The 18,186-nt window shown below is 35.3% G+C and carries 18 protein-coding genes and 1 tRNA gene; 14 read left to right on the top strand and 5 right to left on the bottom strand.

The window, feature by feature from the left end; genetic code table 11:
* Window position 1 precedes the first annotated feature (1 nt).
* Complete coding sequence (locus tag BUE84_RS20780) at window positions 2-1,240, top strand: 3-deoxy-D-manno-octulosonic acid transferase (RefSeq protein ID WP_079243331.1); 1,239 nt, start codon at window positions 2-4, stop codon at window positions 1,238-1,240.
* Here BUE84_RS20780 and BUE84_RS20775 read toward each other — a convergent pair.
* Genes BUE84_RS20775 through BUE84_RS20765 form a run of 3 tightly spaced genes read right to left on the bottom strand, consistent with a single transcriptional unit; the run spans window position 1,232 to window position 3,671 of the window.
* Complete coding sequence (locus BUE84_RS20775) at window positions 1,232-1,858, bottom strand: deoxyuridine 5'-triphosphate nucleotidohydrolase (protein WP_079243330.1); 627 nt, start codon at window positions 1,856-1,858, stop codon at window positions 1,232-1,234. The two genes, BUE84_RS20780 and BUE84_RS20775, sit on opposite strands and share 9 nt — an antisense overlap.
* Entirely contained in the window at window positions 1,858-2,616 is a 759-nt protein-coding gene (locus BUE84_RS20770; RefSeq protein ID WP_079243329.1) for a glycosyltransferase family 2 protein, read from the bottom strand. Before BUE84_RS20770 ends, BUE84_RS20775 begins: the two co-directional genes overlap by 1 nt.
* Before the next feature lie 23 nt (window positions 2,617-2,639).
* Entirely contained in the window at window positions 2,640-3,671 is a 1,032-nt protein-coding gene (locus BUE84_RS20765) for an acyltransferase family protein (RefSeq protein ID WP_158521390.1), read from the bottom strand.
* A 145-nt stretch (window positions 3,672-3,816) separates the two neighbouring features.
* Here BUE84_RS20765 and BUE84_RS20760 point away from each other — a divergent pair, with 145 nt between their 5' ends.
* The 11 genes from BUE84_RS20760 to BUE84_RS20710 all read left to right on the top strand — a co-directional run bounded on the left by BUE84_RS20760 (window position 3,817) and on the right by BUE84_RS20710 (window position 14,290).
* Window positions 3,817-4,293, top strand: coding sequence for a lipocalin family protein (locus BUE84_RS20760; protein WP_047373532.1), 477 nt, complete (start codon window positions 3,817-3,819; stop codon window positions 4,291-4,293).
* Window positions 4,294-4,465: 172 nt separating this feature from the next.
* The gene (gene leuS, locus BUE84_RS20755; protein WP_079243327.1) at window positions 4,466-7,279 is read left to right on the top strand and encodes a leucine--tRNA ligase; all 2,814 of its coding nucleotides are present in this window, start codon (window positions 4,466-4,468) and stop codon (window positions 7,277-7,279) included.
* Window positions 7,280-7,519: 240 nt separating this feature from the next.
* A complete protein-coding gene (locus BUE84_RS20750; RefSeq protein ID WP_034693032.1) occupies window positions 7,520-8,383 on the top strand; it encodes a MotA/TolQ/ExbB proton channel family protein in 864 nt (287 codons plus the stop codon).
* 61 nt (window positions 8,384-8,444) lie between these two features.
* The gene (locus BUE84_RS20745; protein ID WP_034693033.1) at window positions 8,445-9,053 is read left to right on the top strand and encodes an ExbD/TolR family protein; all 609 of its coding nucleotides are present in this window, start codon (window positions 8,445-8,447) and stop codon (window positions 9,051-9,053) included.
* 11 nt (window positions 9,054-9,064) lie between these two features.
* Complete coding sequence (locus BUE84_RS20740; protein WP_034693034.1) at window positions 9,065-9,631, top strand: ExbD/TolR family protein; 567 nt, start codon at window positions 9,065-9,067, stop codon at window positions 9,629-9,631.
* Between the two features lie 28 nt (window positions 9,632-9,659).
* The gene (locus tag BUE84_RS20735; RefSeq protein WP_079243326.1) at window positions 9,660-10,499 is read left to right on the top strand and encodes an energy transducer TonB; all 840 of its coding nucleotides are present in this window, start codon (window positions 9,660-9,662) and stop codon (window positions 10,497-10,499) included.
* A gap of 75 nt (window positions 10,500-10,574) precedes the next feature.
* Window positions 10,575-10,772 (top strand): DUF308 domain-containing protein, encoded by a 198-nt coding sequence (locus tag BUE84_RS20730; RefSeq protein WP_171006307.1) that lies wholly within the window; start codon window positions 10,575-10,577, stop codon window positions 10,770-10,772.
* Window positions 10,762-11,634 carry a PstS family phosphate ABC transporter substrate-binding protein gene (locus BUE84_RS20725; protein ID WP_079243325.1) on the top strand — a complete coding sequence of 291 codons (873 nt, stop codon included), beginning with the start codon at window positions 10,762-10,764 and terminating at the stop codon, window positions 11,632-11,634. Before BUE84_RS20730 ends, BUE84_RS20725 begins: the two co-directional genes overlap by 11 nt.
* Before the next feature lie 91 nt (window positions 11,635-11,725).
* Window positions 11,726-13,378 carry a tetratricopeptide repeat protein gene (locus tag BUE84_RS20720; protein WP_079243324.1) on the top strand — a complete coding sequence of 551 codons (1,653 nt, stop codon included), beginning with the start codon at window positions 11,726-11,728 and terminating at the stop codon, window positions 13,376-13,378.
* Window positions 13,379-13,459: 81 nt separating this feature from the next.
* Window positions 13,460-14,179, top strand: a complete 720-nt coding sequence (gene bshB1 / locus BUE84_RS20715) for a bacillithiol biosynthesis deacetylase BshB1 (protein ID WP_079243323.1) — start codon at window positions 13,460-13,462, stop codon at window positions 14,177-14,179.
* Window positions 14,180-14,214: 35 nt separating this feature from the next.
* Window positions 14,215-14,290 (top strand) — tRNA-His (locus BUE84_RS20710).
* A gap of 288 nt (window positions 14,291-14,578) precedes the next feature.
* Here BUE84_RS20710 and BUE84_RS20705 read toward each other — a convergent pair.
* Window positions 14,579-14,914: a DUF3276 family protein gene (locus tag BUE84_RS20705; RefSeq protein WP_002976288.1), complete on the bottom strand. Its 336-nt coding sequence runs from the start codon at window positions 14,912-14,914 to the stop codon at window positions 14,579-14,581.
* Window positions 14,915-15,013: 99 nt separating this feature from the next.
* A complete protein-coding gene (locus BUE84_RS20700) occupies window positions 15,014-16,675 on the bottom strand; it encodes an ABC transporter ATP-binding protein (protein WP_079243322.1) in 1,662 nt (553 codons plus the stop codon).
* A 91-nt stretch (window positions 16,676-16,766) separates the two neighbouring features.
* On the opposite strand from BUE84_RS20700, the gene BUE84_RS20695 reads away from it, so the two are divergent.
* Together BUE84_RS20695 and BUE84_RS20690 are read left to right on the top strand one after the other, a co-directional pair.
* Window positions 16,767-17,672 carry a transcription antitermination protein NusB gene (locus tag BUE84_RS20695; protein ID WP_034693040.1) on the top strand — a complete coding sequence of 302 codons (906 nt, stop codon included), beginning with the start codon at window positions 16,767-16,769 and terminating at the stop codon, window positions 17,670-17,672.
* Between the two features lies 1 nt (window position 17,673).
* Window positions 17,674-18,180: a DUF1573 domain-containing protein gene (locus BUE84_RS20690; RefSeq protein ID WP_079243321.1), complete on the top strand. Its 507-nt coding sequence runs from the start codon at window positions 17,674-17,676 to the stop codon at window positions 18,178-18,180.
* Window positions 18,181-18,186 lie beyond the last annotated feature (6 nt).

Raw genomic sequence — 18,186 nt, 5'->3', positions numbered from 1 at the left:
AATGGCATTTCTGTACAATATATTTATCAGTCTACTTACCTTCGGAATGAAGGCTTTTGCGCTGATTAATGATAAAACTAAAAAAGGCGTTGAAGGAAGAAGCCAATCTTTGAATAAAGTAAAGTCTGTATTTTCAAAAACAGATCAAGTAATCTGGATGCACGCAGCAAGCCTGGGTGAGTATGAGCAGGGATTACCTGTTCTGGAGAAACTTAAAGAGAATTTTCCTCAGCACAAAATACTGGTGACTTTCTTTTCTCCATCAGGATATGAAAATGTGGTAAAGAAGAAACATATTGCAGACGTTATTTGTTATTTGCCTTTCGATAAAAAAAGTGCTGTAAAAGAATTTATAGACCAATTTAATACTGAACTATTTTTTACGGTTAAGTATGATTACTGGTACAATCTTTTTTCAGAATTGAAAAACAAAGGGACAAAGATTTATGTCATTTCTGCCCTGTTCTATGAAAGACAGTCTTTCTTTACTTCCTATGGAAAATGGTTTGTGAAGCAGCTTCAGAGAAATGTAGATTGGTTTTTCCACCAGACTCAGTTTTCATTGGCTTTGGCGAAAAGCGTTGGATTAACGAAGTCTTCCGTAACGGGAGATACAAGATTTGACAGAGTAAAACAGCTGCGTGAAAGAAATAATCATGTAGATTTTATTGCAGACTTTATTGGTGAAAATAAAGTAATAGTCTTTGGGAGTTCGTGGCAGGCAGAAGAGAAAATAGCAGAAGTAGTTTTCCGCAAAAATAATACAGTAAAACTCATTATAGCGCCTCACGATCTGAAAAGAGTAGAACATTTAAAAAATATATTCCCGGATGCTTTACTGTACAGCGAAATACAAAACATGCAGCCTTCAACTTTCAATACTTCAATTCTGATCATAGACAGCATTGGTTTATTATCAAAATTATATTCTTATGCAGATGTAGCTGTTGTAGGAGGAGGATTTCATGATGCGGGACTTCATAATATTCTGGAAGCAGCTACCTTTGGTGTTCCTGTGATCTTTGGAAATCATTACAAAAAGAATCCGGAAGCGGATGGCCTGATCTCGGCCAATGGCGGAAAGTCTTTCTCTGACGAATATACAGCATCAGAATTCGTTTTATTTCTTACGAATGAGGATAACAGAGAAGAACTTGAAGAGATGTCTCAAAACGCCGGAAAATTCGTGGATGAGAAACCAGATTCTACCAGAATGATTCTTCAGAAAATTTTATCTTAAGAATCCCTGGCTTTTAATGTCTTTCATGATCTGATCAATGTTTTCAGGAATCCTGTCGCATTCCAGCCAGTTGAGGTCAAGACCGTTATTGGTACACAGTTTTTGAAGATAATGGTTTTCTGATATTTTCTTTTGAGTATCATGAAGATACTCATCAATTTCCATCCAATAATCTTCATCCAGCTTTTTTACAAGAATCAATGACTTGAAAACTTTATTGATGATGTAAATGTAAAGTTTATAAACATTGTCAAACCTTTGTCTGCTGAGGTCACTATTGTTTTCCAGTACCTTGTTGACAAGAAGAAGATTTAGGGAAATCTCTCCAAATTTATCAGTCGTTATTTTTACATGTTCTGTAATCTCTGCACTTATTTTTCGAACAGTAGAAAGGAAATATTTAGCATTTCCCACATATTTTGAAGCCAGAAGAAGCTGTTCCTCCACATGCTCTTCCATCGCGTTTCTTTTATCATCCGTAGTTTCCGGATCAATCAGTTCGAAGTAGAGCTTTTTAGATAATAATTTATCCTTTCTCAGGAGTCTGAAAATAAGTTTGTCCTTCTCCGTTCCGGAAAAAGCACTCAGAGCGGCTTTGAACTCTTTTGAATACTCCATTAATTGAAAATTTTCGAATATTTCAGGAATCCGTTTAATGCCCAGTTAGCCGTATAATACAACGATTTTACTGTGGAGAATCCCATGAAATCTTTATAGACAAGATACTGATCTTTGATGATGTTTTTTTTATTCCTTGAAACGCTGTTTTCGCGCATTCTGTATTTAGCCATCGTTTTTTTTACCGGGTAACCTTTAGGAATTACTTTCAACAAATTCAGCCACATGACATGATCTTCACGCTTGCTTTTTACCGGAAAGAAAAATTTTCCGACTCTTTTAGTATCATAAATGGTGGAAACCGGTGCCAGTCTGCAGGTTTTAAGTAAATTCGAAAAAGTAACAATTTTGTCGGCTTCGAAATCTTTTAAAATCGGTTCCATTGTATATTCATCACATCTTGAGTAGTTGCAATATGCCAGTTCTGCATTATTTTGCTGAAGAAATGTAATCATGCTTTCCAGGTATTCGGGATACCACAAATCATCCGAGTCGAGAAACGCAATATATCTTCCATCAGCTCTTTCAAGGCTTTTATTTCGGGCATTTCCTGCTCCTCCATTTTTCTCCAGTACCTGCAATTTTATTCTGGGATCATTATATTTTTTGATGATCTCAACAGTGTTATCTTTAGAAAGATCATCAGTAATCAGCCATTCCCAGTTTTCATAGGTTTGGTTAAGAACAGAATGTATGGTTTCCTCGATAAATTCTGCAGAATTATAACTGGGAGTAATAATGGAGATTAGATCTTTCATTTATGTTTTTCTATACTACAAAATTATAAAAATCTTTTTTCATAAAGATGCCAGGAGCTTACACCTACCGCAATAACCACCAACATACATACCAAAGCCATTACAAATGGATTATAATCTTCAAATAACCCTAAAGTCTGGAAAGTTCTGATAATAGGGAAGTGGAAAATGTAGATCCCGTAGGTGAAATCGCCATATTTTCCGAAATTATTTAAGAATTTGAATGAATAGGCAATGTACATTACAATAACCCCGATCATCATTGGAGAAAAAAGCTGAACTTTTAAGAATAAGTCAATCCACACAGTAACAAATGCAATGATGAAAATGAGATTTTTATGTTGAATGAATTTATCAAAATTAAAGTAAATTAACATTCCAGGGATAAAATAGGATAATGTTCCTGGAAGCTGTTTGGCAAGTGAAATTTTATTTAAAGATTCAAAATAATTTAGATAAATAAGTGATAAGAAATATAAAATAATCAAACTTATATTTCTGTATTTATTATTTTTTCCGAAAAGCAAAAACAACAGAGGAACCGCAAAATAGTAGCACATTTCTATTTTCAGTGTCCATAGGGCTCCATTCACTGCTTGATTCCCAAAAACTCCCGGAAGCCAGGGGGCTTTAAAATTTAAAAATAATGAATTCCAAAAAATGTATTTGTAAACTTGTGTATTGCTAAAATATTCAGTGAAAGAATAAGTGCTTACCAAGCTTAATAAAATCGCGCATAAAAAAATAACCAATAAGTAGGCAGGAACAATTCTTTTGATTCTCTTTTTTAAATAGCTTTTCAGGCTTGAAGACCTCTCATAGCTCCTTGCAATAAGAAATCCACTCACTGCAAAAAAACCGAAAACAGCAATTTCTATAGGGCTGTGCTCAAAAATCTTGAGATCAGGGGAAGCGCTGAGTGTGCCAAGATGTCCCAGAAAGACAATAAAGGCAAGGAGAACACGTATAAAATCAAAATTGTTTCTCGTAATATCCTGCATTTGTATTTTGTTTCCTGCAAAAATAACTTTTTTAATAGAATGAACGATGCTCATGTATTCATTATTTGTTAAATAAAGGGAAAATAGGGTGTCCCTATTTTTAAATATATATAAATAATCGTCGATGAAATAATTTTTCATAAAAAATAGTAATATAAATCAAAAAAATTATAATTTTAGCGCTTGAAAAAATTGATCTATGAAGAAATTAGCATTACTATTTGCAGGTTTATCTTTGTTTGCTGCAGCTACAGGCTGTAGTAGTGACAATGATACTGTTCTGGAAGCTCCTCTTGTTGGGACATGGCAACCGTTAAAAGAAGTAGTTACCACTGTAGAAGTTGGTGAAGACCCGGTTTCTAACACGATTACTTATACAGATTGTCAGAAGCAGACAAGATGGTGGTTCAGCGTTGACTCTAAAGGAGGAAAAACCAACTGGGGAGATACTGCTACACCTGGTCAGTGTGCTATTCTTTCAGATATAAAATTCAATTATACTTATAATAAGGAAGGGAAAGACGTTCAGATGAAAATTCAGGGAATCGTGGAACCGCAAAATGCAAAGGTTATTACTTTGGATGCTACAACGCTCAATCTTGCGGTAAGAGAGGAGACTCAGGATCCTACTATATTCCAGACAAGAACATATACCTTCAAAAGAGTTACTCAATAATAGTATATACTTCAGGATATAAAACAGATCTCATCTCCGGATGGGATTTTTTTGTTGAGGGTAGAATTGCAATTCATTATAAATTCAATTTCTATTTACTTTAAAATCATTATTTTTGTGAATCTTGTCAAAAAGAAAAATAATTCAGTCTAACATATAACATATATATAAAGTGTTTTACGATCATCAGCAGATAGAAAAAAAGTGGCAGAAATACTGGGAGGAAAATCAAACCTATAAGACCTCTAATAACACAGACAAACCTAAGTTTTATGTACTCGATATGTTTCCGTACCCATCAGGAGCAGGACTTCACGTAGGTCATCCGCTTGGATATATTGCATCGGATATCTATGCGAGATACAAAAGACATCAGGGGTTTAATGTACTCCACCCGGTAGGATATGACAGCTTTGGACTTCCAGCTGAGCAATATGCGATCCAGACAGGACAGCATCCGGCTATCACTACAGAACAGAATATCAACAGATATGAAGAGCAGCTGAAAAAAATAGGTTTCTCATTCGACTGGAGCAGAGAAGTAAGAACTTCAGACGCTTCATATTATAAATGGACACAATGGATTTTTATCCAGCTGTATCATTCGTGGTATAATAAAAATACTGATAAGGCAGAATCTATTGATTCTTTGATTCACCATTTTGAAGAAAAAGGAACAGAAGGATTAAATGCCAATCAGAATGACGAATTAAATTTCACTTCAGAAGAGTGGAAGAATGCTTCTGAAATTGATAAAGAAGATATCCTTTTAAACTATCGTCTTGCTTACAGAGCAGAAACGACAGTAAACTGGTGTCCTGCATTAGGAACGGTATTGGCGAACGATGAGGTGAAAGATGGAAAATCTGAAAGAGGAGGATTTCCGGTATTCCAGAAGAAAATGATGCAGTGGAGCATGAGAATTTCTGCGTACTCTGAAAGATTATTACAGGGATTAAATACATTAGACTGGCCGCAGCCGTTGAAAGATTCTCAGGAATACTGGATCGGAAAATCTCAGGGAGCTCAGGTGCAGTTCAATGTAGAAGGTCATAATGAAACCGTTGAGGTATTTACCACAAGACCTGACACCATCTTTGGAGCAACTTTTATGGTATTGGCTCCGGAAAATCCTTTAGTGGAAACCATTACTACGGATGCTCAAAAAGTAGAAGTAGATACTTATATTGAAGAAACTTCCAAAAAAACGGAGAGAGACAGAATGTCTGACGTGAAAAACGTGAGCGGAGCTTTCACCGGAAGTTATGCGATCAACCCATTCAGCAATGAAAAAATGCCAATCTATATTTCAGATTATGTGTTGATGGGATATGGAACAGGAGCAGTGATGGCAGTTCCGGCACACGATGAGCGTGACCACAGATTTGCTAAGAAATTTAATCTTGAAATCAAGAAAGTGGTAGAAACGGAAGAAGATGTTCAGGAGAAATCTTTTGATTCCAAAGATTCCGTTTGTGTCAACTCTGATTTCTTAAACGGATTACATTATAATGAAGCGAAAGCAAAAATGATTTCCGAGATCGAAACGAAAGGAATCGGTCATGGAACAACAAACTACAGACAGCGTGATGCTATTTTCTCAAGACAGCGTTATTGGGGAGAACCAGTTCCTATATATTATAAGGATGGAATGCCTTACACGTTGCCGACTTCTGCTTTACCATTGGAACTTCCTGAAGTTGAAAAATATTTACCTACAGAAGACGGAGATCCGCCATTAGGAAATGCAAAAGAATTTGCATGGGATGAAGCTAACCAGAAGGTAGTCGCTACAGAACTGGTTGATGATAAAACAATTTTCCCGTTAGAATTATCTACGATGCCAGGTTGGGCAGGAAGCTCATGGTATTTCCTTAGATATATGGATCCTAACGATGAAGAAACTTTTGTTAAAAAAGAGTTAGCAGATTATTGGGGACAAGTAGACCTATATATAGGAGGAAGCGAACACGCTACCGGTCACTTATTATATTCCCGTTTCTGGAACATGTTCTTAAAAGACAGAGGATATATCAGTCATGATGAGCCATTCCAGAAATTGATCAACCAGGGGATGATCTTAGGGATGAGTGCGTTTGTATACAGAATTGACGGAACGAATCAATATGTATCTAAAAATTTGGCTAAAGATTACCAAACTCAGCAGATTCACGTAGACGTATCCTTATTAAAAGGAACCTCTGATGAATTGGATACAGAAGCCTTCAAATTATGGAGACCGGATTATGCAGAGGCAGAATTTATTCTTGAAGACGGAAAATACATCACAGACCGTGAAGTAGAAAAAATGTCCAAGTCAAAATATAATGTAGTAAATCCTGATGACATCTGTGGAGAGTACGGAGCAGACGGCTTAAGATTATATGAAATGTTCTTAGGACCTTTAGAACAATCCAAGCCTTGGAATACACAAGGGCTAAGCGGAGTATATGGTTTCCTTAAAAAATTCTGGAATCTGTATTTCAACGGAGACGTATTTGAAGTTTCAGATGAAGAACCTACAAAAGCAGAATACAAAGTTTTACATACCTTAATAAAGAAGGTAGTATACGATATTGAAAACTTCTCTTTCAATACCTCAGTATCATCCTTTATGATTGCTGTAAACGAGCTTCAGAAAATAAAATGCAACAAGCGCAATATTTTAGAACCGCTTGCCGTTATCATTTCTCCGTATGCCCCTCACATCTGTGAAGAATTGTGGAGTTTATTAGGACACGGTACATCGATAGAATTTGAACAATTCCCGGCATTGAATGAAGATTATCTGGTTGAAGACGAAATTGAGTATCCGGTAAGTGTAAATGGTAAAATGAAGTTCAAAATTTCGCTTTCAGCTCAATTATCTGCCAAGGAAGTAGAAGATTTGGTGATTTCGAACGAGAAAATGCAACAGATTTTGGAGGGTAAAACCCCTAAAAAAATCATTGTAGTCCCTCACCGTATTGTGAATATCGTAATTTAAAAAAAAATTAACATTGGGAAATTAAAAAAAATGGGTGTCTTATTTTTATGATTTTTTAATTCAAATGTTAAATTTGGAAAAAATAAATAAAATAATTTAAAATAATTACTATTTCGAAATCGTATTAAAAATTCTTTATCAAAAAAAAGCAAAATGTTTAATTAAGACTCTTGCATTTTAATTAATTTTGCCTTTAATTTACACCCTGTAAAATTTTAAAACAATATAATTTAGTTAAATATGGAAATGAATGTTTCAAAAAATGATGAGCAAGTAGTTGCTAGAAAGGCAGGAGGTTTAAATCCAGCTGTTATTATTCCTATTCTATTTGCTATAGGAGTATGTATTTATTTATTCGTTCTTGGTAGCCCAGGAAACTTTAAGGATGCAGAAAAACTAGGAAGTGGTTCTGTAGCTTTTTCAAGTGTTGAAGGAAAAGACATTCACCCAGAATCGTTTTTAGGTATTATCTACAAAGGAGGGGTTATCGTACCAATCTTGATTACTTTCATGATTACTGTAATCGTTTTCTCTTTTGAAAGATATTTCGTTCTTGGTAAAGCTGCTGGAAAAGGAAACTTAGACAACTTCGTTGTTCAAGTAAGAAGCTTACTAAACCAAAACAAAATTGACGAAGCTATCGAAGAGTGTGACAGACAACAAGGATCTGTTGGTAACGTAGTAAAAGAAGGTCTTACTACTTACAAAGCACTTTCTCACGATACTACATTAAATAAAGAGCAGAAAATGGTAGCTCTTAACAAAGCTATCGAAGAAGCTACTACTCTTGAGATGCCAATGCTTGAGAAAAACATGATGATTCTTTCTACTCTAGGTACAGTTGCAACCCTAATCGCACTACTTGGAACAGTAATCGGGATGATCAAGGCGTTCTTTGCATTAGGTTCAGGAGGTGGTACTCCAGATGCTGCTGCTCTATCTACAGGTATCTCTGAAGCCTTGATTAACACGGCATTAGGTATTGGTACTTCAGCAATCGCTATTATCCTTTATAACTTCTTTACATCTAAAATTGATGGATTAACTTACAAGATCGACGAGATCTCTATGAGTATCCAACAATCTTTCGCTGAATTCAACTAAGAATTAGCAAGATATTTGCATTAGCAATTAAAAGAAGTTTAATTAAAAATATTTTATAATAATGGCGAGAGTCAAACCTAAAAGACATGGAGTAGTAACGGACATGACCGCAATGTGTGACGTTGCGTTCCTACTTCTTACGTTCTTTATCTTGACCACTCAGTTTAAAAAACCTGACGTGGAGCAGATCAAACCGCCATCTTCAATTTCGGAAAAATTGCTTCCTGATGCTAGTTTAATGACTATCAACGCTACTCCGGACGGAAAATTCTATTTCCAGCCAGTAGAAAATGCATCAGAAAGAATTGCTCTTTTGGATAAAATGGGACAAAAGTATGGTATTACTTTTGACAACAACCAAAAAGCTGCTTTCCAGAAAGTTCAGGCAATCGGAGTTCCAATGAACCAGCTTAAAGGTTACTTGGATATGCCTGCAGATGAGCAGAAAAATTATAGAAGTCCATCAGGAATTCCTATGGACAGTACAAATAAGCAATTAATTGATTGGGTAAAAGAAAGTTTGAGCGTAAACCCTGACTATAAGTTAGCGATTAAAGGTGACGTTACAACACAATACCCTAAAGTGAAAAGCTTATTTGAAGGTTTAAGAGATATTGATTTTCTTAAATTTTGGTTGATTACATCACAAGAAGGTAAACCTAACGAATAATATCGATAGAAATGGCAGAAGTACAAGTACAAGAAAAAGGCGGCAAGGGCGGCAAGGTCCGTTCCAAGAAGCAAAACACCAGAGTCGATATGACTCCGATGGTGGACTTGGGTTTTCTATTGATTACCTTCTTTATGTTCACAACTACGTTCAGTAAACCGAACGTTATGGATTTGGGTCTTCCGGCTAAACCGAAAGATGAAAAACAAAAACCACCTCCAACAGAAATTAAACTTTCTAACTCAATTTCTATCTTATTAGGAAAAAACAATAGAGTTTTTTGGCACCAGCAGGATGCTACATCCTTAAATGACCAAACTCTTATGGAAACTACTCTTGACAGAGAAGGAATTAGAAAAGTAATTCAGCAGGCAAAATCTAGAGCTGCAGATCAAACGAAATTTACCGTGATCATCAAGCCAACTGACGATGCTATATATAAGAACTTTGTTGATATTCTTGACGAAATGGCAATTACCAAAAGTGAGCAGTACGGGGTTACTGATATCAAACCTTGGGAAAAAGCTATTTATGAGAAGAAAGTAGGAGGTGCTGCCGCACCAGCTGCTACAAAGTAATTTAACCATAAAATTGTATATCTAATCTATGGCAGATGAAAATGTATACGGTCAGAATCTTACTTTAGACGAGATCGTATTTGAAAATAGAAACAAGGAATATGGTGCCTATGATCTTAGACATCAGTATCCGAGACTTTTAACAAAGTCTTTTATTATCGGAACAGCATTATTCCTTTTGGCAGCTTTGTCTCCGTTCATCTATCTTACGATTAAAAATCTTACAGCTCCGCCTAAGCAAGAAGTTAAGGCAGATCTAGTAGATATTATCGAGGAAGAACCGATTATCGAGCAGCCTAAAGAAGAAGAACCACCACCACCTCCGCCTCCAAAAGAGGAAGAGAAAATTGAAGTAATTCAGAACGTGGTTCCAGAGCCTGTAAAAGCTCCGAAAATTGAAACACCACCACCACCAATTTCTAAGCAGTTGGAAACTACAACTGGTTTGAATAATCAGGAGGGGGTAAAAGCTCCGGCTTATACACCACCACCGCCACCACCATCTACAGGTACTAAAGCTACTACAGTAGAAGTGAAAGCGAACAACCCTAACGAGATCTATAAAGATGTTGACCAGTCTGCAGAATATCCTGGAGGTATGGGAGCATTAAGAAAGTTCTTGGGAGATAACTTCGATACATCTTTGATGGAAGGAGGTGAAGGAACACTAAAAGCGAAGCTTAAGTTCGTTGTAGAAAAAGACGGAACTGTTTCGAATGTTACTATTGAAGAGAAATCTCCAAATGGTGACTTCAACAGTGAAGCAATGCGTGTAGTTAAGAAACTTAAAAAATGGACTCCTGCGAAAAGAAACGGGGAGAGCGTTAGATCTTACTATAGCGTACCATTTACTATGAACTTTGAATAAGACTTATTTATTCAAAATATAAATAAAAAGAGAGGCTTATGCTTCTCTTTTTATTTTTTTTGGTATTTTTGTTACATGATGTTCAATTGGTTATCCCTGGTTACGGGATTGTTTTATATCGTTTTAGGAATTGTAGTGATTGTCTACAAATTCTTCTTTACTATCTTAGAGCCCGCTGTTGCTTATGCGTTAGGAGTGGTGCTTATTATTTATGGTATTTTTAGAATTTACAGGGCGATCTCAAGAATTAAAAAATCGAGAAATGAAGAATAGTTTCAAGCTTGCAGTAATTTTTGTGTTGAGTATGATGCTTGCAAGCTGCAAAAAGGAGAAAAATGCTCCTTCTTATCACAAAGGTAATCTTACAATTTTTACTGACGAATCTTTTCAAAGCGTTACAGAAGCATTAGCTGACGGCTATATGATCAACTATCCTGAGACACACATCAAAGTAGAAACCAAGAAAGAAGATTTAGGACTTCTTGATCTTTTGAAAGGAAGTGCTAAAGTGGTAGTAATGTCCAGAAATCTTAATCCTGAAGAAATAAAAACATATGAGGAAAGAACAGATTTAAAGTTTCTTCCTGCTAAATTTGCTGCAGATGCAGTGGTTTTTGTTGTTCCTAAAGATTCTCCAATAGAAAGTATTTCAATAGAAGAAATCAACAGCGGTTTGATGTCTGATAAAAAGGAATTTATTTTTGACGGAACCAACTCCAGTAACCTGAATTTTGTTGCTGAGAAATTAAAAAAACAACCCAAAGACCTGAAATTTTCCATTATTCCGGGAAATCAGAAGATTATAGAGGAATTAGGAAAATATCCCGATAAAATAGGCGTTATTGGATTGAATACTTTTAGCCGTCCTTATGATAAAACGTCAGAAAAATTGAGAGAGATGGTGAAGGTTCTTCCTGTGGTAGAAAAAGGAAAATCTTACAATGCAGATTTTGAAGGACTTCGTACAATGGAATATCCGTTTACAAGAGTGCTTTATTTCCTGATTAACGAAGGTAATTTTAATATTGCCAATGGATTTATAAGATTTTCATGTACCCATTTAGGCCAAAAAATTGTGCAGAAAGAAGGGTTGCAACCTTATAATATTTATAAGAGAGAAGTGCAGATGCGTTAAAAAATATTAAATTCACAATTTATCCTCATTAAAAATTTTGATTTGGTCTGAAAATTGTGTACAATAAAACTCAATTATTTGAAAATATAAAATGAAAGATATAATGAATATGAATGTAAAGAAGATTGCTTTTGGAGCAGCCGTGGTATTTTTTACCGGTTTTGCCTCTGCACAGACATTGCAGGATGGTATCAACAGTATAGACAGTGATAAATTTGCGCAGGCAAAAACAAATTTCACTGAAATGATCGCTAAAGAACCTACAGCTGATAACTACTTCTATTTAGGAAATACTTTCTTAAGACAAGGAGAGCCAGATTACGCTAAAGCAACTGAAAATTTCAATAAAGGCTTAGCGGCTGATGGTAAAAGCTATCTGAACAAAATTGGTTTAGCTGCTGTTAAATTAGGTAAAGGTGATAAAAATGCCGTTGCTGAAATTCAGAAAGTAGTTACTGATTCAAGAGAAAAAGATGCTGAAGTTCTTTTCAGAGCAGCAGAAGCTTTAACTCTATTCGAGAAAAACAGTTCACCTGATCTTGCTATTCAGTTTTTAACTAAAGCTATCGAAAAAGCTGAGAAAAAAGGTGTTCCTGCCCATTATTATTATACATTAGGAGATGCTTACAGATTAAAAAGAATGCCGGGAGAGGCTATGTCTGCTTATGATAAAGCATTGCCTACTGCTAAAAATAAAGCTTCCGTTTATACAAGAATGGCAACTTTATGGATGGCTGCACAACAATGGCAACAAGCTAAGCAAAACATTGATAAAGCTATTGGTGTAGATGCTACTTACGCGCCTGCATATAAGGCATTAGCTGGTTATGACATCAGATACCAACAGAATGCAAAGGCTACACAAGACCTTATCAACTATACCAAGTATGCTGATGAAGATCCGTATACTCAATTAGAAATTGCAAAACTATACTTCACAAACGAAGATTATGCAAACTCTAAAATGGTATTAGATAAGATTTTTGATAAAATTGAAGATCCTATCAAGTTCAAATTAAGAGCTTACAATGCATATGCCGATAAAAACTATGCAGATGCTAAGCAAAACATGGATACTTTCGTTTCTCAGGTTGAAAAAACAAGAGTACAGCCTGCCGACCAAGGTTTGCAAGGTCTTATTGCTGCAGGTTTAGCAAAAGATGAAAAAGATGCTGCTAAAAAGACAGCTTTAATGACAGAATCTCAGCAGAAAGTTGCTATCGCAAAGGCTGCTAAAGATGAAACAATGAAGTGGGATCTTGAATTGGCTAACATCGCTGGAGGCGGTGGTGTATCTCAGTCAGAAGTTGACAAAGGACCTACTAACCCTACCATTGATGCATTAAAACAGAAAGTTGCTGCTAATAACCAGGATTCTGATTCATTATTTAAGCTAGCTACAGCTTACCAGGATGTTAAAAACTGGAATGGAGCTATCCTTACATGGCAAAAAATGTCTGCGCTTCTTCCAGATTGGGCACCGGCATATTACAGCCAGGGATATTCTTACCAGCAGGCAGGAAACAATGATGCAGCAAAAATGGCTTATGAGAAATTCATCAGTACAGTAAAACCAGCTGATCAGGAAGCTAACAAACAGACTCTTGCTTATGCTTATTTTGCTGTAGCATATATGAGCAAAGACTCTGATGCTGCTAAAGCAAAAGATTATGTAGCAAAATCTCTACAGTTGGATCCTACTTACCAGGATGCTGTAAAATTAAATGCAGAGATCAATAAGTAATTTAAAATTTAAATTATAGATATTAAAACTTCCCATTCGTAATGTTTGGGAAGTTTTTATTTTAAACTTATCTTTGATTTTATGAAAACTGATATACTTGCTTTTGGAGCACATCCTGATGATGTAGAATTGGGGTGTGGAGGAACTATTGCTAAAATGGTTTCAGAGGGAAAAAAATGTGTAGTTGTAGATCTTACAAGAGGAGAGCTCGGAACAAGAGGTACAGATGAAACCAGAAAAGCTGAAGCTGCAGATGCTGCCAAAATCTTAGGGCTTTCCGCAAGAGAGAATCTTGGAATGAAAGATGGTTTTTTGGTGAATTCCGAAGAATACCAAATGAGGATCGTAAAAATGATTCGTAAATACAGGCCAGAAATCGTCTTAGCGAATGCAATTGATGATAGACATCCAGATCATGCAAAAGGAGCGAAATTAGTATCGGATGCGTGCTTTTTGTCCGGACTGAGAAAAATTGAAACTGTATTGGATGGAGAATCTCAGGAAGTATGGAGACCAAAACATATTTTTCATTATATTCAGTGGAAAGATATCAAACCGGAATTTGTTATTGATATTTCGGAGCATCTTAATACAAAGTTGGAAGCTTGTATGGCATACAAAACTCAGTTTTATGATCCGACTTCTAAAGAACCCGAGACTCCAATTACCACAAAAGACTTTTATGAGAGCTTAACTTACCGCGCACAGGATTTAGGGCGATTATCGGGAGTGACTTATGCTGAGGGATTTACGTCTGAAAGATTAATTTCTTTGAAAAATTTTGATGGAATTGTTTGGTAGTTGAGGAAATTGTCCTATATTTGCACTCAGAAAACGGTGATTGTAGCTCAGTTGGTTAGAGCGTCGGATTGTGGTTCCGAAGGTCGTGGGTTCGAGACCCATCATTCACCCAAAGAAAGTACACTTTTTGAAAGTGTACTTTTTTATTTTTGTACCTATTTCAGTACTCACTAAAAGTTTATTTTTCTACTTTTTTTTCAAACTTTTTCACGTATTACGTTTATAATCTTGAGCCAGCATATAAAAATGGTATTGCCAAAATAATAAAATAGGTATGAGAAATCTTAAAAATAAATATTCATCATAATATTCAATAGAAACGGGCTTTAGCCCATTGATAGTTTTAGAGCATAAAAAAAGCATCTTTTTCAGATGCTTGTGTTTTTAGATATTCTTTTTTTAAACCTCGTCGTCAGAATCAATTGTATATGATCTGCTTTTGAAGTCTTTGTCATGTTTTTCTGAAATTACATCCTCACCCTTTTCATTAATGATGAAATCTGTGGACTCATTAAACATCTCCTGGAAACTCTTAAAATCTTCCTTGTAAAGGTAAATTTTATGCTTCTCGAATGTAGCTTCCCCATTCTCTCCGAAATTCTTCTTACTCTCCGTGATTGTAAGATAATAATCTCCTGCTTTCGTCTCGCGCACATCAAAGAAATAAGTTCTTCTCCCTGCTTTTAACACCTTCGTGAAAATCTCATTTTCATGGCGTTCCTTGTATTCACTCATTGTTAGATATTTTTTAATCTTGTTAAGAACAAATATAAAAGAATTCTTTTAATCACAAAATTTTTTTTATGATTTATTTAACAATTGAGAATGAAATGGCTATGCGGTTACAGAATTGGCAATTTCGGTTAGGTTGATAATCTGGTGGGCTTTTTGTGCGCTAGACTCTCTGTGTGTGATAATTATGGAAGTAGCGTTACTGATTTTTTTGTCAATATTTTCCAGAATATTCTGCTCCGTTTCAGTGTCTAAAGCGGACAAAGAATCGTCAAAAATAATGATATTAGGGTCCTTAATTAAGGCTCTTGCGATACAAATTCTTTGCTTTTGTCCCCCCGAAAGCATTACTCCGCGTTCACCTACAAGTGTTTTATATTGGTCTTTAAACTCTACAATATTTTTGTGAACATCTGCAATATTGGAATACTCTACTACTTTCTCGTGAGAAGGATGATCAATGGCAAAACCAATATTATTTTCAATAGAATCCGAGAATAAATAGCTCTCCTGAGGAATATACCCGATAAAGTTTCTGTAGTTCTCCAGATTATGGTCTTTCAGGTTTTTACCATCAATTAAAATTTCTCCTACTGTAGGATCTATTAATCGGCATAATAGTAAGGCAATAGTTGATTTTCCACTACCGGTTTTTCCCATAATAGCTAATGATTCTCCGGCTTTTACTTTGAAACTTAGATTGTCCAGGGCTTTGATGCCTGTATTTGGATATACGTAAGAAACATTTCTGAATTCTATATCTCCTTTGATCGGATAATTTTCAAAATTAGTATTAATAATTTCAGATTTTTTATCCATAAATTCATTGATTCTCTGCATAGATGCTTCAGCTCTCTGGTTGACTGAAGTTACCCATCCTACCATAGAGAAAGGAAAAATCAGGGTGTTGATATACATGAAGAAATCGGCAATCTTACCAATGCTTAATTCTCCTGCAATATATTTTGTTCCTCCAATCCAGATGATCGCTACATTTAATAACCCGATGACAAAAAGAATAATGGTGAAAAAATAGGCTTCCGTTTTAGCAAGATCCAAAGCTTTATTCTGATAATCGGTGACTTTGATTCCGTAGTTTTTTTCAATGTATTTTTCTCTGGCGAAAAATTTTACCACACGGATTCCGGAAAAGCTGTCCTGAACAAAAGTTGAAATGGCAGACTGGCTTTTCTGCATGATCTTTGACTTTTTGTTGATAATAGAACTTACCTTATAAATAGCAAAAGATAAAATAGGAAGTGGAAGTAAAGTCCACATCGTCATGGAAGCATCCGTTTTTACCATGTAAATAGCTGTAATCAGTACCAGTACAATCAGGTTGGCTACATACATCACCCCAGGACCAAGATACATTCTTACTGCCACCACATCTTCACTTAATCTGTTCATTAAGTCTCCGATGGTAGTTTGTTTATAATCCGTTAAAGATAAATCCTGATAATGTCTGTAGATTTTATTTTTAAGCTCGTATTCTATTCTTCTGGACGCAACAATGATGGTCTGTCTCATCATAAAGGTAAAGAATCCGGTTAAGAGAGAACATCCTACAATAATTCCAACATAAATCAGAACCTGATTGTTAAAGCCAAGATTCCCACTTTTTGTAAGTTCATCCACAGATTTTCCTACAAACTGAACCTTATATATATTAAAGAAATTACTGGCAATGATAAATAGTACCCCCCAAAACAACAATATTTTGTGTTTCCAAAAATAGGGGTTTAAGGTTTTAAGCGCTTTCATATAGTTGCACAAAATTACAAAAATGTCATCACACTACGAATTTCATCAATTTTAAATTTTGTATCTTTGCACCCATAAAAAAGCTCTTTGAATGTTAGGAAGACGACAAATCCGTGAAAAAGTAGTACAGACCGTGTATTCTTACTACCAAAATCCTGTAAAATTTGATGTTTTAGAGAAAAACATGTTTGCCGGGATAGAGAAAATCTATTATCTATACATCTATCAGCTCAACTTTTTGGTGGGCTTGAAAGATTTGGCAGAAAATCAGATCGAAATTGGTAAGAATAAATTTCTTAAAACTGATGCTGATATTAATCCTAACCAAAAATTCATCAACAACCAGGTATTGCTTAAGCTGGAAGAAAATCCTGAAAGATTATTTTTCACAGGACAGCACAAGCAACTGAAATGGGATATGCATGATGATTTATTGGTAAAAACTTTCCAGAGAATTACTGCCGGGAAACGTTATCAGGATTTCATGAAAGAAGAAGGATATTCTTTTGAAGAAGATCAGAAATTTATAGGTAAATTATTTCTAAGATATATTGCTGAAAATGAAGATTTTCATGATTACTTGGGAGATAAGGAACTTTCATGGTACGATGATATCCATATTGCCAATTCAATGGTACAAAAAACAATCGGTTTCCTGAGAGAAGATGAAGAAAGCAGAACTTTGATCAAAATGATTAAAGATGAAGAAGATAAAACATTCGCTGCAAAATTGTTAAGAGATACCCTGAATAACTGGGAAAACAATGAAAAGAAACTGGAAGAAAGACTGGAAAACTGGGATTTGGAAAGAGTTTCTCTAATGGATAAAGTAATTTTATCTACAGCAATTGCAGAACTTGATAACTTTGCTTTCACACCTTCAAGAGTAATTATTAATGAATATATTGAAATTGCAAAAGTATTTGCTACAGACCGTTCCAATATCTTCATCAATGGTATTTTAGATAAATATTGTAAAGATCAAAATAGAATATAAAATGAAAAAGACGTTATCAATTATCGCCTTGTCAATTATAGGCTTTGGGTTAGTATCATGTAAAAAAGAAAACAAAGAAACTCAAAGTGCTGAAACTGCAACTACTGATTCTGCAGCTGTTGCGGCTCCGGTAACCACTGATTCTGCAGCAGCACCTGTAGCAGGTGAAACAGTTGCTCCGGTTTCTAACGAACCATCTACTTCTGTAGCTTTATCTGAAAACAGCTTCGATTTTGGAAAAATCAAAAAAGGAGATAAAGTAGAGCACGTATATGAAATTACCAATACAGGTAAGAATCCATTAATCATTTCTGAAGTGAAGCCAGGATGCGGATGTACAGCTCCTGATTTTACAAAAGAGCCTATCATGCCTGGTAAAAAAGGAAAAGTTACTTTGCATTTCGATTCTTCAAGCTTCGACGGAAACGTTCAGAAGTATGCAGACGTTTTTGCTAATGTAGAAAAAGCTCCAATCAGATTAACGTTCACAGCGAACATTCAACCATAATATTTA

The organism is Chryseobacterium indologenes (assembly GCF_002025665.1).
In the GTDB taxonomy this organism is placed as follows: Bacteria; Bacteroidota; Bacteroidia; order Flavobacteriales; family Weeksellaceae; genus Chryseobacterium; species Chryseobacterium metallicongregator.
Note: the sequence above shows the minus strand (reverse complement) of the source record. Positions and strands in the feature narration are given on the sequence as shown.

Excerpts from the sequence above, each read along its gene's own strand:
- BUE84_RS20780 (WP_079243331.1), top strand. The coding sequence starts at position 2 with ATGGCATTTCTGTACAATATATTTATCAGTCTACTTACCTTCGGAATG.
- BUE84_RS20775 (WP_079243330.1), bottom strand. The coding sequence starts at position 1,858 with ATGGAGTATTCAAAAGAGTTCAAAGCCGCTCTGAGTGCTTTTTCCGGA.
- BUE84_RS20770 (WP_079243329.1), bottom strand. The coding sequence starts at position 2,616 with ATGAAAGATCTAATCTCCATTATTACTCCCAGTTATAATTCTGCAGAA.
- BUE84_RS20765 (WP_158521390.1), bottom strand. The coding sequence starts at position 3,671 with ATGAGCATCGTTCATTCTATTAAAAAAGTTATTTTTGCAGGAAACAAA.
- BUE84_RS20760 (WP_047373532.1), top strand. The coding sequence starts at position 3,817 with ATGAAGAAATTAGCATTACTATTTGCAGGTTTATCTTTGTTTGCTGCA.
- BUE84_RS20750 (WP_034693032.1), top strand. The coding sequence starts at position 7,520 with ATGGAAATGAATGTTTCAAAAAATGATGAGCAAGTAGTTGCTAGAAAG.
- BUE84_RS20745 (WP_034693033.1), top strand. The coding sequence starts at position 8,445 with ATGGCGAGAGTCAAACCTAAAAGACATGGAGTAGTAACGGACATGACC.
- BUE84_RS20740 (WP_034693034.1), top strand. The coding sequence starts at position 9,065 with ATGGCAGAAGTACAAGTACAAGAAAAAGGCGGCAAGGGCGGCAAGGTC.
- BUE84_RS20735 (WP_079243326.1), top strand. The coding sequence starts at position 9,660 with ATGGCAGATGAAAATGTATACGGTCAGAATCTTACTTTAGACGAGATC.
- BUE84_RS20730 (WP_171006307.1), top strand. The coding sequence starts at position 10,575 with ATGATGTTCAATTGGTTATCCCTGGTTACGGGATTGTTTTATATCGTT.
- BUE84_RS20725 (WP_079243325.1), top strand. The coding sequence starts at position 10,762 with ATGAAGAATAGTTTCAAGCTTGCAGTAATTTTTGTGTTGAGTATGATG.
- BUE84_RS20720 (WP_079243324.1), top strand. The coding sequence starts at position 11,726 with ATGAAAGATATAATGAATATGAATGTAAAGAAGATTGCTTTTGGAGCA.
- bshB1 (WP_079243323.1), top strand. The coding sequence starts at position 13,460 with ATGAAAACTGATATACTTGCTTTTGGAGCACATCCTGATGATGTAGAA.
- BUE84_RS20705 (WP_002976288.1), bottom strand. The coding sequence starts at position 14,914 with ATGAGTGAATACAAGGAACGCCATGAAAATGAGATTTTCACGAAGGTG.
- BUE84_RS20700 (WP_079243322.1), bottom strand. The coding sequence starts at position 16,675 with ATGAAAGCGCTTAAAACCTTAAACCCCTATTTTTGGAAACACAAAATA.
- BUE84_RS20695 (WP_034693040.1), top strand. The coding sequence starts at position 16,767 with ATGTTAGGAAGACGACAAATCCGTGAAAAAGTAGTACAGACCGTGTAT.
- BUE84_RS20690 (WP_079243321.1), top strand. The coding sequence starts at position 17,674 with ATGAAAAAGACGTTATCAATTATCGCCTTGTCAATTATAGGCTTTGGG.